The 15,856-nt window shown below is 38.1% G+C and carries 7 protein-coding genes; 1 reads left to right on the plus strand and 6 read right to left on the minus strand.

What is annotated here, in order from left to right; all coding sequences use genetic code 11:
- Positions 1 to 33: 33 nt before the first annotated feature.
- The 6 genes from ACMGDK_RS04415 to ACMGDK_RS04440 form a co-directional block, all read right to left on the minus strand.
- Positions 34 to 1,353 (minus strand): RagB/SusD family nutrient uptake outer membrane protein, encoded by a 1,320-nt coding sequence (locus ACMGDK_RS04415; protein ID WP_436806815.1) that lies wholly within the window; start codon positions 1,351 to 1,353, stop codon positions 34 to 36.
- Positions 1,354 to 1,363: 10 nt separating this feature from the next.
- Positions 1,364 to 4,693 (minus strand): SusC/RagA family TonB-linked outer membrane protein, encoded by a 3,330-nt coding sequence (locus ACMGDK_RS04420; RefSeq protein WP_436806816.1) that lies wholly within the window; start codon positions 4,691 to 4,693, stop codon positions 1,364 to 1,366.
- Between the two features lie 6 nt (positions 4,694 to 4,699).
- Positions 4,700 to 7,282 carry a zinc-dependent metalloprotease gene (locus tag ACMGDK_RS04425; RefSeq protein ID WP_436806817.1) on the minus strand — a complete coding sequence of 861 codons (2,583 nt, stop codon included), beginning with the start codon at positions 7,280 to 7,282 and terminating at the stop codon, positions 4,700 to 4,702.
- A gap of 113 nt (positions 7,283 to 7,395) precedes the next feature.
- Positions 7,396 to 8,973: a sensor histidine kinase gene (locus ACMGDK_RS04430; RefSeq protein WP_436806818.1), complete on the minus strand. Its 1,578-nt coding sequence runs from the start codon at positions 8,971 to 8,973 to the stop codon at positions 7,396 to 7,398.
- Between the two features lie 583 nt (positions 8,974 to 9,556).
- A complete protein-coding gene (locus ACMGDK_RS04435) occupies positions 9,557 to 11,356 on the minus strand; it encodes a POTRA domain-containing protein (protein ID WP_436806819.1) in 1,800 nt (599 codons plus the stop codon).
- A gap of 763 nt (positions 11,357 to 12,119) precedes the next feature.
- The gene (locus ACMGDK_RS04440) at positions 12,120 to 13,586 is read right to left on the minus strand and encodes a phage tail-like protein (protein WP_436806820.1); all 1,467 of its coding nucleotides are present in this window, start codon (positions 13,584 to 13,586) and stop codon (positions 12,120 to 12,122) included.
- An 877-nt stretch (positions 13,587 to 14,463) separates the two neighbouring features.
- On the opposite strand from ACMGDK_RS04440, the gene ACMGDK_RS04445 reads away from it, so the two are divergent.
- Positions 14,464 to 15,840, plus strand: a complete 1,377-nt coding sequence (locus ACMGDK_RS04445; protein ID WP_436806821.1) for a phage tail-like protein — start codon at positions 14,464 to 14,466, stop codon at positions 15,838 to 15,840.
- The last annotated feature ends 16 nt before the right edge of the window (positions 15,841 to 15,856 follow it).

Raw genomic sequence — 15,856 nt, forward strand, 5'->3', positions numbered from 1 at the left:
CAAGCGGTTTCGGGGTTTGTTAATATGAATGTTTTATAAAAGGGGATTGTTCTTTTTTGCGCTCATTGGAAATTCTATCGTATATCTCACGTCATTCTGCTGAAGAATATATTCAACTCCGTTGACGATATGAATGATTTTCTTCTGGTCTGCCCGTCTTAAATCGAACCAGCGCTGTCCTTCCAGTGCAAATTCCCTGAATCTTTCATCCAGAATATAATTCATGAAGTCCGTACTGTTCATTGTACTGATTGTACTTTGAACGGCAGTATAGCCTTCGGGAGTGTATCTGTTCTTTAAAACTTTAAGGAGTACATCTTTAGCTTCATTAAGTCTGTTCAGCTTTAATAATGCTTCAGATTTTATAAAATACATTTCCGCTGTTCTGAAAGAGACTCTGAACTCCGTAGTTCCTCCCTTGATCACCTTGTATTTGCTGCCGTTTTTTTCAAAATAAAGACCAAACCGTTTGTCTGTAGCCGTATTGTATTTTGAGGTCAGATTGGCAGAAGCAAACGATACATTCTGTACCGCAATATTAAATGGATTATCCAAAGCCATGATGGACTCTACAGAAGCAAAGTGATTAGGTGCAGTAGCAGTGGTATTTAAATTACTTAATTCTCCTTTAATCGTCATGGCCTGCTCTGAAAAGCTTAACGCCTTGTTCCAGTTACTCTGGTAAAGAGCTGCTCTTGCCTGAAATGCTTTCAAAGCTACCTTTGAGAATCTGTAATTGATGCCGGACTGCTGCTTCTCTTCTACCATAAGACCTTCCGCCTTTGCGATATCTGCATGCACCTGGTCATAGACTTCCTGTACCGAAGACGGTTTCAATACCTGTTCAAGATCAATTTCAAGACTGATGGGAACACCTCTGTCTGTAGCTGCCGTAGCACTATTGTAAGGCTTCCCATACAGATTGACCATATCAAAATACAGATAGGCACGAAGCGCATAGGCTTCTGCCAGAATCTGCTGTTTTTCAGGAGAATCTGCCATGGTCTTGCTTCCTTCGTTGATAATCTGATTCAGATAAAAATTCACTGAATAAAAAGCCACCCATGGAAACTCAGCGGTTGCCTGATCGTTATTTGAGTCTTTCCACATGGCAATTTCACGGTAGACATTGAATTCATTCAGATTTTCATCTATATTCAGCTCATCTGTTCGCAGAGCGGTCAAAGATTTGTGCACCGGATACTTGGAATATGCCGAGGTAAGCACTTTACGGTAATCTTCAACGGTTGTAGGGATAATTTTCCCTTCAGGCTGTATATCTAAAAAACGATCGCACCCGATGCTGGAAAAGCTTAATACGGCAAGTGCAATGAATGTTGTTATTTTTCTCATTTTTTCAAGTTTAAAAAGAAACATTAAATCCTACGGTCACTGATTTGGCAATCGGCTGTGCATAAATATTACCATAGGTTTCCGGATCAAAATAACCTTTGTACCCATTACTGAACACAAACAGGTTACGCCCTTCAACACTAAGTCTCAGACTGCTGATTCCCATAGGACTGGTAAATTCTTTAGGCAGCGTATACCCCAAACGGATACTGCTGATTCTTACATAGCTGATTTCTTTTGCCCATACATCCAGAAAGCTGTAGGCATTGGAACGGTTATCAGCAAACCACTTATTGGCCATCCATCCCGGATTGGTTTCCATATCAGGACTGGTAATTCCCGGAAGTGTGTTTCCCGCCTCGTAGATATCTTTGGTATAATTTCTTCCTCTGTCCAGATCCATCCCACGGTAAGAAGGGGTTCTCATAACCGTCTGTTTTAAATTAAAAGCAGCGGAGATTGTCATATCAAAGTTGTGTACTTTAAATGTATTGATAATTCCTCCTGTAAATTTGGGATCTCTGTCTCCTACATAGGTAAACAGGTTTCTAAGCTCCTCGTTGGAAAGTTTTGTATCTACCAGCTGGCCCGGAAGGAAGTCTGCATATACATCGTACAGCTTGAAGAAATCCTCGGCTTTTATCTTTTCATTTCCTTTCCAGAACATCGGATTTCCGTTTTCATCCATTCCGGCTGTTTTCAAAGCAAAGACAGCATTTACAGGAAGACCTTCCCTGGAAGGAAGCAAGGCATTGTTACGGGGCTGTTCGCTTAATACTTTACTCTTATTATGGGCGAAGTTAATCGTAGTCGTCCATTTGAAATTCTCCTTATCTATATTTCTTGTAGATAGCGCCAGTTCGAAACCTTTGTTGGTCAAGCTTCCCCAGTTCATCATCGTATATTCAAACCCGGTTTCGAGCGGCGTTTCTTTCATACTGATCATATCCGTTCCTTTTCTGCTGTAGAGATCCGCTGTAAAATTGATACGGTTCTTAAACATTCCCAGGTCAAGACCCATGTTAACATTGGTTGTTTTTTCCCAACGAAGTTTATCATTGGGCGGACTGATCACGTTAATTATATTCTCTTTATTTCCCGGAAGTATGGTGATATCATAGTATTCACCGATAAAGAACGGCGATGTGTTACGGTCTATATTCCCCTGCAAACCATAGGAAGCTCTTAATCTAAGATTAGAAACAGCGGTAAGGTTCTTCATGAAATTTTCTTTCGTTACCAGCCATGAACCTGAGACAGCCCATATCGGCAGGTATTTATATTTTTTATTAACCCCGAATAAGTTGGTCCCGTCATATCTCACACTTCCGAAAAAAGTATATTTCTGGTCGAAAGTATAGGAAGCCGTTGCAAACATGGAAGCATAAGCATTCTCTACGGGTGGCATTTCCCGGTAGGTTTCATACTTTTTATCTCCTGCGAAATTCGAACTTGGGAAAACGATAGGGGTTCCAACTTTTGTCATACTGTTATAACCGAAGGCTCTGGTCAGTGTTGTATTATCATCCGTTTTACGGATTTCCGTTCCGGCCATCAAATCAATTTCATGCCTTGAATTTATTTTTGTGCTGTATGTTCCCTGCAATTTCCAGTTGTACTGGAAAAACTCATTATCCCAATTTTGTTTTACTCCTCCGTCAGGCAGGAAATAACGAAATGCCCCATCTTTATAATAGCGGGTTCCCTCTTTCATTTTTCGGGTAAAGTAGGTGTTTTCAGCGGCAAACTTCTCTGTTTTATTGCTGTCGTACTGCATGCCGAACTGCGAAGTAATCTTCAGGTCTTTGGTCACTTTATATTCTAAATCGAATATCGCTTTCAATGAACGGTTTTTCAGTGTATAGCTCGTGTTTTCTCTTTCTTCCAGGAAGTTAAAAGGTACATATGCGTCTCTCAGACCATCAATATCCTGATCATACCTGTAGCTTCCATCTGCATTGAACGGCGTAAGATAAGGATTGGCATTTCTTGAATAATTAATAGGATTGATGGCAGCGTCAGCATCGGTCACAAACGATTTACGTTCGCTCTGGGTACCGAAAACAGAGATTCCTGCAGTTAATTTATCACTGAGTTTATAATTGTTTTTTAAAGTCAGGTTATAACGTTCGAAACCTGTCCCGATCGTTGTTCCTTCTTCATCATAATACCCTAAAGAGAAATAATAATCTGAACGTTCGCTTCCTCCTGAAATGCTTAATCCATACTGTTTATTGATTGCATTCCGGTACAAGAGTTTTCCCCAGTCTGTATTATTGTTTCTTAAACCGTCCAGCTGGTGACGGGTGATTGAATTCAACGCACCTAAGCCTCCGCTTCTGTAAGCATCAAGCTGGTTGTTTTTCCTTAAAATTCTCATCACTTCCCCTTTATCATCACGGTAGGTTAAATCTGAACGGCTGGCAAGCATCAGCTCCAGATCTACTTTTTCCGAAGCATTCAGCAGGTTCAGTTTACTGAAATCAGGACGTGCGGTCACGAATGTATCTGCTGAGAAATTAACCTTCATGCTCCCTTTCTTTCCTTTCTTGGTTGTAATGGAGATCACACCGTTTGCTGCTCTGGCCCCATAAATTGCGGTAGCCGCAGCATCCTTCAGGATGGTAATATCTTCAATATCATTAGGATTCAGTCCGGCAATAGAAAAATTCTGAAGCTGGTCTATATTGTCTTTGTCACTGAAATTAGGGACATCATTTCCTTCTAATGGAAGACCATCAACCACCCATAGCGGATCCTGTGGACCGGAAAGGGAAGCTGTTCCCCTAATTCTTATTTTTGCAGGACCTCCGGGAGCTCCAGTCTCAGGCGTTACCACAACTCCGGCAATCTGTCCGGAAAGCATCTGGTCTACACTGGCAACGCCGGCCTGGTTGATATTATCCATTTTTACCGTAGCTACGGCAGAGGTCTGTTTACGCTTTTCAATTTTCTGGTATCCGGTAATGATAACTTCCTGAATTTTATTTTTGTCTGTAACTTCAGGCATCAGTCTTACCGTATAATTAGTCTTGTCTTCACTGATCTGAATGATTCTGGACTCATAGCCGGGATAGCTGATCAGTACAGACTTGGTATCTGCAGGAATTTCAAGGATGAATTTTCCGCTTTTATCGGTTACCGTACCTACTGATACGCTTTCAATAATTCCTTCAAGGTCGGTTTTGGTGGAAACGGACTGCGTTTCTATTTTTACAGATGCCCCTGCAATAACACCAGAGGTATTTTCGTCTTCAATTTTTCCAGTAATGGTTTTCTTTTCCTGGGCCAACGCAATCTGAGCCGCCAAAAGAGGTAAAAGTATTAGAGTTTTTTTCATAGCTGATTATTTGTTTAAAGCCTCTTTTATCCGGATGATCAAGTCTGCATAATGAGCCCTGGAAGCTTCATCTCCTTTGTTGTTCGTTTTATATAGCAAGTTCAGTACTTTCTGGAGTTCTGCTCTTTTATAAGTGGTTACTTCAGATACTCTTTTCATGGATGAATAGTTGATATTCCTAAGGCTGTGATCTTCTTCATGGAAGTTACAGATCATCGGGACATTCAGCGTATTTTCAACCTTTAAAGCTTTGACTGCTGTTTTTTCAAATAGTTTATTAACGGAAACGATTAAAGCATCCACATAATTTTTCTGGGTCATCTTTTCAAGGATAGTTAAACTTCCTTTTTTGCTGAAAATGGCCGCACGAACCTGGTTGAATAAATTTTCTACAGTGTAGATTTCTTCTTTTGAACCTGAAACTTCATGTTTTAATTCATTTTCGATCATTCTGAGCAGTCGGTCATCCATAAACAGGGAGTAAATATTCCCGTACTGCATTCCTCTTGCTAAAGTATACGGAGTCTGCTCGAATGGCCCCATCGGTGAGTTTTTAACCGGATAGGTTTTCTCTGAAATAGGATTAAAAAATAGCCACTCCGGAAGTTCTATTGCATTTTTAATGAGATAATCGACCGCTCTTTTCTGGGTTTCGGCAGGTACTGCTTCATAGGCTTTTTTATTGTTTCCGAAAACCGTATGATTCAGATAAATGCCTCCTACATTGGCCATGACATGACCTGTGTAGAGATCCCACTGCCCTATTGCTCCCAGATACAGTTTTCCGGCATCTGTATAGCTTTTTCCGTCTTCATAAGTCCATGTTAAAAGGTTTTTGAGAACAATTTTTAAGTTTTTGATTCCGTATTCACCGGCTTTCATAGCATCATCACCCAAGTCTTCAGACTGTGAACGCGGATCGATAGTTTCCAGATAATTCTGCTGTTCTCCATAAAAATACATGGGATCATCCTGGTGTTTTTCTATTAAATTCCTCAGTGCTTTTTTCTCGGACATTTCATCTGGATACCACCGGTAACCCCATTCAATAGCATATTTATCGTAGACACCGATCTTTGGAGTAATGGCGGTAACACCATCCTCGGGCTGAGCGACGTAATTGTACCGTGCATAATCCATGATGGAAGGCGCAGTGCCACCCATTTTATCAGTAAACTCTTTTGAACGAAGTGATTCTACGGGAAATGCGAAGGACGCTCCCATATTGTGTTTAAGCCCGAAGGTATGCCCCACTTCATGGGAGGATACGAAACGGATCGCTTCCCCCATATGTTCATCACTGAATGTATTTCCCCTGGCTTTCGGGTCAATCGGTCCTGTCTGAATTCTCATCCATTCCTGGAGGGAAGTCATCACATTATGCCACCATATGATATCCGATTCGATGATTTCACCACTTCTCGGATCCACTACCGACGGCCCCATCGCATTGGCCTTAGGTGAGGCAGCATATGTGATCACAGAATATCTTACATCATCAATATCAAAGTCTTCATCTTTTTCATCCGGCATTTTGGCGATAACAGCATTTTTAAAGCCTGCCTTTTCAAAAGCGGCCTGCCAGTCATAGACGCCTGCTATGATCTTTTCACGCCATTGTTTGGGTGTTGATGGGTCTATGTAATAAATAATCGGTTTTTTAGGCTCTACCAGCTCACCTCTTAAGTATCGTTCTTTATCTTCGTCTTTGGGTTCAAGCCTCCATCTGGTAATGAGCTGCTTTTCATCCATTTTCTGCTGACGGTCGTTGAATGTCCAGTGTTTTTCACTGAAAAACCCGACTCTTGAATCAGCTGTTCTCGGCTGCATTGGTATTTTGGAAAGCAGAACAAGATTGGTAGTTACTCCAAGAGTTACCGGCAGATCCACGCCTCCTTCGTTTACGGATGTCGTCAGTTGAGACTTCACCACAAGGTTCTGAGGAAAGGTTTTTACTTTTTCTATGTAGGAAAGGTTTGATTTTACGGATCCTCCAAGGCCCACATTAGCCAGAACGTCGTTGAAACTTTTCTGATTTCCGTCAAAGATTTTATTTACTTTAATGGCTACAGAGGTAGAATCGCTGTTTTGGGCTTCAATATCAAAAACCTCAATCACAGATTCTGAAAAGTTATCTTTAACAGATTTTGTAATCGCATCGTTTTTTGGTGATGATACCTGTGGAACCACAGTTTTCACCCAAACTTTTCTGGCTATGGCGTCCCGGTGAAAGGAAATGACTTTGTTTTCATAGTTCATTCCTTTATTCAAGCCGGCTTCATTGACCTGCATCGGAACCTGTGACAGTTTATTGACTACCAGAAACTGACGTCCCATCAGACTGTCGGGAATTTCAAAGTAAACATCTGTTTTTACCTGAATGGTATTCAAAAGACCTTTTTTATAAGTCCCTTTTTTAATCAGGTCATCAATTTTCTTGGCTTTTTTTGATGAAGCATCTGTCTTTTCTGATTTTTCCTTATCTGTTTTTAAAGTGTCTTTTTTCTGTGCAAGTGCTGCCGGTGAGGCTAAAGCGAGTCCTAAATACAGTGCCAGCCTGTAGTTCTTCATTAAAATAGTCCTATTCATTCCAAATTATTAGATATCCCATGTTTCTGCCCGCAAAACTATAGGTAAAGAAATAATATCAACATTAATAGGGAGTGAAAGGTGTGTTTTTGGGAGTGAGTGGATTTCATTTTTTATTCCAATAGGGGTAAAAAGCATATGAAATATTCACCATCTACTGAAATATTAACAGAATTATTTTTAAAATAATCATAAACCTGATTCAAATAATCAATTCCAAATTTCTCGCCCTGAATCTTTTCTTCTGTCTTTGGCTGCCATGTATTTTTAATACTGACACCATTGTGTTCAACAGTAATAATAATGTCCAGTGGATGATCTATGGTAGCAATATTGTGTTTGATGGCATTTTCCACGGCCATCTGAAGAGATAAGTAAGGTATCCTTTTTTCCAGGCTTTTAGAGTCCTTGATGATGAAATTAAAAGTAATTTCCTCATCAAATCTGCTTTTCAAAAGGTCCATATACTGCCGGATAAAACTGATTTCCTGGGCAACAGGAACGATATTTTCTTTGGGAGGCACAATGAGATACCGGTAAATTCTGGAAAGGTTCATGGTAAATTTCTGTGCGTTTTCTTTGTTGAGCCCAATGAGCATATAAAGGGAATTCAGCGAATTGAACAGGAAATGGGGATTGATGTTATTTTTAAGCTGCCTAAGCTGATTCAGGGCTTCTGCTTTGTGCATTTTTTCGTTTTCAACCAGCAGGAGATTTTTTTCGGACTGTATCTTTTCTTTTTCCCGGTACGCCAGCGCTGTAGATCTCTGAAACAGTATAAAAACAGTTACAATAAGGAAGAGAGCGGCCAGAAAGATATAGATGGTGTAGGCCTTTGTTTTGTTAACGCTTTCATCGATCAGGAAATTGACGTGGTTTACGACGGCGTATCCTTCAAAGTTATCGGTCTTCAACGGCTTTATGAAACGGGTTACGTCTACGTTCAGATATTCGGAAACCGTACTTCCTTCTGTATATCCTGATTTTGTAGTACCGGTTATGGTATCTTTGGGCTTAATGTTGGTAAACTCAAAAATATTCCTGCCTAGATACTTCTTTTCAGGATGGGTAATGCAGATCCCTTCTTTGGTGAAAACGTAAGCATAATTGTTCGGGGTTTTATCTATATTAATGAAATATTCGTGAAGGTCATCAAGACTCACTGCAGAACCGTAATACAGCATATCTTTATTGGGCAGCGCAAGAGAATCATAGCTTACCCAATACATACTGTCTTTACGGGTGGTGAGAAAATCACGGAAATGTCCGGAACCGCTATTCTCCATTTTTATATATTTCCCTTTTTTTCTGAAGAGGTAAGATAGAGGACTGCTGCTTTCAAATTTCCCGGAAATATGGTTATAGTAGGAATACCAGCTGTAAGGCAGCAGGTTGCGTCTTTGGTTCAGGTCGTTTAGAACGGAAGAATATTCTTTATAATTCTTCAGACCGTCTTTCTGGGTCAGAATCCTGAGGAGATATTGATGATCTTCGATATTCCTGAATTCTTTCTCTATAGTTTCGTATTTCCTGAAAAATGTTTTCCGTGCAAATTCTTCATTATTTTTCCGGCTGTCGTGGGTAATGAGAACACTCAGAACGGCAAATGCGGCGGCGGCAATTAAACAGGTCGACAGAACTGCTATATAAATAGATTTCTGAGATACTATATGTTTAAAATTAATATTCAATTCTTATGATTATTTTTATACTATTGATTTAATAATCATATTAATATTTTGTTGGTCTCTGTTTGAAACGAGGGTTATTATTGATCCTCCTGAGCAATTTTTTAATTGGATGGCCATTTTTTGACGATATTAATTCACAGTGGATTCCTCATTGGAATGTATGCAACCAGCAACAATATAAAAAAGTAGTTCCATTAGAATTCTAACGGAACTATATGATTTTTCTTCAGAGCTTGAGGAATTAACACCCAACCGCATAATCAATTGTAAATATAAAAGTTACAAAATAACAGCTTTGGTTTCGCGATACAAATATAAGAAATTAGAAATTATTATTTTTAATCAAATCGTAAATTATTATGAAAAATTTACTTTAAATACTGATTTTAATAATTAATGAAAAACACTTCCGAGACCTGTCATCGAACGGGACATATAACTTACCTAACGTTCATTCAATACAGATTCAATAGTTTCACGGCTCACACCTGTAATTACCATTACTTTTCTAAAGATTTAAAACAAAATTATAGCAAAGGACTTTTGAAATGGCTCAAGAAACTTTACAATCTATTATACCTCATCAATTTCCAAAATTCACAAAATGCGGAATCTCTGTTGCAAGGTCGTTTATCGGCAAAATATTGTTCCGGTTGCTGTTAAAATCAAAAACTGAATTATTATCGAAAGGAACGCGGGGATAATAAGTAAAAGAAATTTGAATTCTGTTGAAAACCAAATATGGGTTATTTATCAAAACACCAATTCCTATTTTAGTGTTAGTTTTTGTTTTTAGTAATTTATCGTCTGGCATTCCTAACCAGCCGACTGCTGCAGTTAGATAAGGACTGAAATGAAAATTCTTCCAGGTTTTATTTACGAAAAGCTGAAGCTGGTATCTCAAAACCAATTTTTTAGTTCCTATATAATCTGAATTGTAAACAGGAAATTCATCTGCAGAAGAAAGATTAATCCTGTCTTTATAAGAATAATTATGCTGCGGATTCCCTAATGCTAAAGTTGGAGAAAAGAAATGCCTTGCTTTGGCAAATTTCCAATCCATAAGATTAGTAAAATAAGTTCCATCCAAACGGAAAGACTCGCGGTTTTGACTGTCTTCATTAAAAAATCTTCCAAACTGAGCTTTCACATTGAAATAACCTATCTTTATAAAATTGCCATACGATGCAGAAATTCCCACATAGGGCATTACATCATTACTTCTTGATAAGACTCCAGCTGTAAGATTCATTGAATTACCATACGCAATATCCTCCGGCAGATCATATTGAAAAATATTCTTCTGAACTGAAAAATTTCTGTGAATAAATCCGGCAGACATCAAAAAGCTGCTGTAAGAACTAAAATATTGATACTGGTTGATTCCCGGACTGTCTTTATATTGATAATTCTGAAATCTTCCTATCAATGCAATATTGCTGTTGACTTTTTCCTTTGAATCAGATGAAACGGGAATTTGATAACCACCCCATAAATCCTGGCTGTACACCTTAATTTGAACTTCCGGAAAAGTAGTGCCCGTTTCTACCGGAAGTGAAACATTCCGCATAAAATATTCAAAAGTAAAACCGCCTGCCCATTTCGTCAGGGGTGAGAAGAAATCTCTTCTGACATTGAAATTGATTCTTTCATTTTTCAGAAAATCCCGTTCCCCTAAAACCTGGGCGTTGATATAAGAACCCAAAAGGTTATATGCAGTGTAGCTTCCTAAAAGATAATCTTGCTTTTCTTTGGAATCATTCCTATAAAGTAAATTCAATTCATGTCCTAATCCCAATACATTTTCTTCGGTAACCCCCAGGCCAATTTTGCTTCCTGAATAACTGACTCTCGGCTTCAGACTCCAGGAATCGAGAACTTTTATGACAACATCAATAGAATCTTTGCCGGAAGTACTGTCGGAAACACTGATATTCACTCTGTTTATAAAAGGCATTGTTCTTAGCAAACGTTCAGATTCATAGAGTTTCTGGGCATTATATTCTTCACCTTCCTTAAAAAGCAAATAATTATTGACCGTAGAAGTCCTCGTATTGGCATGAAGATGATTTGTGAACCAATCATACCACCTGGATTTTTCTTTTTTTTCTTTTGAACCATATCCAAACGGGTCAATTGTTTCTATCCGGATATTTCTGATATGCTTTCCTTTATGAGTTTCCTGTAAAAGTTTCTCAGTTCGTGTTTTAACAGATGCCGAATCCGCCTCCCTGCGAAATATGAAGCGATGAATGAATTTGGTAACTTTTCTTTTATCCGAAAACTTTTCTATTTTATAATAAAGCGAATCTTTTCTTTCCTGCGCATTTAAAAAGAAAAAACAATTTAAAAAGAAAATAAAAATTATGATCGATCTGTTCATCAATAATTAAAAATTGGATAAAATTCAATATCAATTAATAAGCCAATATAAAGGCAATATAATAATTTAGCCTGTGTTTTGTTTCTGCCAATTACCAGTATAATCAGGATATTTTTCTTTCCTATATATTACGAAAATAATTTAATGAGCTGTTCCCTATAGACTTGTACAGTAGTACTGACGAGATTTAAGAGTCAGTAAAAGACATAATCATCCTCTAGTGTTTAGTTGTTGCATATCAATAACAAATCATAATTAAAGTTGAAATCATGAAATAAAGTTAATTAACCTAACTTCAGGATAAGAAATACCTGAAACAAATTGTATTTTTATCGCAAAGGCAAACAAAGTAGATTTTTGACATCTTAATAAAGAAAACAAGGACATTTCATTCAGCAAAGTAAGACCGATACATTTCCCTGTATTGCTTACCAATAAGTGAAACGGCTCTGTCTATCTTTATGTTTAATTTAATCCTTATCCAGAATTCAGATTAATTAGTAAGCCTTAAAAATTTATCTCAATTTTTAATTGCTTATTCAATTTTGGAATAGCAGGATATGCTGACACTTTTCGAGAAAATAAAAAGGATTTTTCCCGTTTGTTGATCATGCTTTTAAATTGCGGACTCTAAGTTCATAGTGGTTTAGTTAAAACATGGTATCGGAGGAAGTCTAGAAAGGTTATAAAAAGAGTCCGTTTCCACTAGTTGTGAAAACGGACCAAGACTTTTATTAAATATATTGTTTAAGAATAGATATTGTTATAAAGGTTTTTTAAACATCTGGACGGTCATAGTTCCTCGTCCCCAGTTGAAATTAGGTTGGCCGCCTCCGTCCCACATATTATAAACAATCATACATGTTCCAGCTCCGCCACCTTCTACATATCCTGATAATTTATAAGTGACAGTCATATTGGATGAGGTATTGTTTGTGATGTCCTCAGAAAAATTACCATTAATAGTAGACATTCTTGATCCTGAATCCAAACCTTTGATTGCTACTTTCCTGGAGCCTTCCTGCTGCTCTACACCATCTTTGTAAAAAGTGATCCCCAGGTAATCTATTCTATCCGGATTCGCACAGCCACTCGTATGAGTACCGGCGGGAATGGAATAGTTCAATATTATTCTTCCAATAGTAAAAGGAGGAATGGTAACAGCTCTCGTAAAAGTACCCAAATCAATACCAGCATTAGATATAGTGGGAGAATCAAAATGATAATGTATGGGGCCGCCTGCTTTATTAACCAATACATCATCCAAACTAAATTTGTCAGTAGGATACACTGCTTCTACAGGAACCTTTTTTGCTGTTCCATCACTTTTCAATACTACTATTCTTTCTGTAGAATCTACACTGGCAGCATCCGGAACGCCTCTAAATCTTACATTTCCATCCACATCCAGTTTTTCTGAAGGAGACATCGCATAATTTGCATTCGAACGGCCTATTCCCATATTTCCATACTCATTAATTACCATAGCCGGACTATCGCTCGTAGAAAATGTAAGAGCAGAAGAATTGGTTGATCCGGTTCCCCAGTAATTTGCTTTTATTCCTGCCAACGGATGATCTGCACCTGCAATCCTGCCATTAAAAGATACTTTTCCCAGCTCTGTGCCTGTAGACAAATTGTTAACACCTGATCTTTCCAAAGTTAGTAATGAGAAAGTGTTTACAGATTCTACTTTTAATTGATTACTTCCTACTATAGAGCTTTCTTTTAAATGTAATCCGCTGTCAGGGGATGACGTACCGATTCCCACCTTTCCATCATCTTTAATAACAAAATCGGTATTGGTAATCCTTGCAGCACCGGTAGAACTCTTGCCAAGCTTTACCATTGTACCGGCAGGGTCATCAATAAAGGCATCCGGAGTTGGATCTGCAATGGCCGCATTTCCTGTATTTAGCTTTTGCCATTTGTTTAAGCTCCCGTCAAAATAAAAATAACCGGAACTTGTGACATCAACGGTCTGCCCTGCGGGAGCCGTGTCGGCGGCTGTTACATAAACCATTGCACCCGTTTGGCTGGCAGTATAGGTTTTCGCCCTGAGTTGTGCTCCTGTAATTCTCGGAGCAATTATACCATCCAATACATTGGCTACAGAGGCTTTTCCTTCTACGTCTAATGTGGCCTTGGGACTTGAAGTATTAATCCCCACTTGGGAAAATACTTGTAAGGAACCCAGAATGGTTCCGGTTAATAGAACTTTTTTTTTCATCTTCAGTATTATTGAGCCGCAAAATTATAATCTTTACAGAAAAAAAATAAACAAATATATACATCATACATGCATCAGATATACACCATACATGCATCAATGCACATTATATCAATGTTCTTTTCATTCAGAACCTTAGTTTGATTAATATTTATTCATTCAGGTCTAAATCATAGAAAAATTAAATAGGAAGAATCTGCCACTATTTTATACAAACTGATAATTTTCTATTTACCAGTGATTTTTCAACTTGTGCAAGCAACGAAATAGTAAAAGCAGTTTTTGTCTTCTGAGGATTTGGTATAAATCCATTTTAGCTCCGTCAAGACCTAATACTTATAGACTTTTTTGGAGTTGTAAATATTACATTATCAATCGCCATATTAGCTGTTAAAACAAAAAGTAAACTGGTACAACATCCAAGGAAACCTATCATTAATAATTGAAGCATTCCTTAAAACAAAAAATCCTGTAATTCGTTTGAATACAGGGTTTGTTTTTTGTGCTTTGTAAAGAATTTTTCTTGCACTTCGTGGAAAAAAGGTTCTCACCTACTCTTTACGATAAGCATTGAAATCGCCATGATATCGTGTCATTCTTTGTGCTTATTTTTAAAAATCAATTGTCAGTTCACTGCTGAGCATCGGCTGCGGAAAAACTACCATGGAAACCGAAATCTATTTGTAGCGTTTTGTCAGGTCTATATCAGAACCTCAAGAAATGATTATCAGATTTACTGTAACATAATTTATTTTAGCATGCGAATATGTTAGATGCATTGTATGAAAAGTGTATATATGATGTATTTATGATGTAACGATTTTTCTTTGTTTGCCGTCTGTATCTCTACATTTGCACATAAAAAATAAATCAAACAATGATGAATAAAAAAATTTTATTTTTAGGCGGAATATTATGTTACCTGTCAGTTCACTCTCAAATAGGAATTAATACTCCAAATCCCCAGGCCACCTTGGATGTAGTAGGTAAACCAAATTCAATCAAAATTATGGATGGAATTATCGCTCCAAGAATTACAGGAGCACAACTCAGGGCGAAAACCTATACTGCCAGCCAAACGGGTGCAATGGTTTATGTAACAGCCGCCGACACAGCTCCGGCAGGGCAGACTGCTGATGTCACAAGTTCCGGTTATTTTTATTTTGACGGTAGCTTAAACAAATGGCAAAAGCTAAATACAGGGAACACAGCCATTGGAGACCCGACTGCGGATGCTTTTATTGATGATCCTGCCGGTACAATGGTAAAGCTGGGCAAGAGTTCTACCGGTGCTGCAAGGATTACCAATACTGATTTTGTTATTAAAGATAATGGCAAGGTAGGAATCGGTACTTCATCCCCTGACAGCGGATTACATTTAAAAGAAAGCTCTACAGCGGGAAGTAATCAGCTAAAAGTAGAATCTGTAAACACTTCTTCATTACTAACTTTGGAAAGATCAGGTGTTAACAATTTGTCTACAGGCACTGAGCTGGGAAAAATATCTTTTAATGGCAGGATTGCAGGTGCAGATCATCCGTTGGCAGGAATAAAAGCAAATTATTGGGGAAATGGATCATCCAATTCTTCTACTCTTACATTTTCTACCAGCGATAGACCAGCTGTATTAATTAATGAATATGGAAATATGGGAATAGGCCATTCGAATGCAAATTATGCAATGTCTCCTTCAGAAAAACTGGATGTAGACGGGAATGTAAGATTCAGAAAGGTACCTGCATCATCTCTAAATACCACTGATATGTTGGTCGCATTAGATAATAACGGAGTTGCTGAAAAAGTAGCTTTAAAAACACCTACAAGTGTTTTGATTGCTACAAGAACGGGATCATCATTAAAAGCAGCTGACGCTTCAGACAGTGTACTATGGTTTGAAAATACCAACCAGATTGATAATGATTATCTAACCAGAATTGATAATGGAGTTTTTCAGGCAAAAAAAACCGGATTATATACAATAACAATTACCGCTAGATTTGAGGGTGTTCCGCTAGGAACACCACAACAAAACAGCCGGTATAGGGGTGTTACCTTGGGAGTTTCTACTACAAATGGAAGTAAAAGAACTCAGCATTATGGCTCTAGTTATATTGCTGGACATGGCTTTACTAATTTAACGGCTGTTTTCATATTAAATGCCGGAGAACAGTTTCATTCCTATACTCAATGCGATAAAGGTGGAACCTACAGACAAGCGGGGGCAACCATGTCAATTGTTTATACACCACTTTAGAAGAATATTTTACTAG

Source organism: Chryseobacterium hilariae (genome assembly GCF_051400735.1).
GTDB lineage: Bacteria > Bacteroidota > Bacteroidia > Flavobacteriales > Weeksellaceae > Chryseobacterium.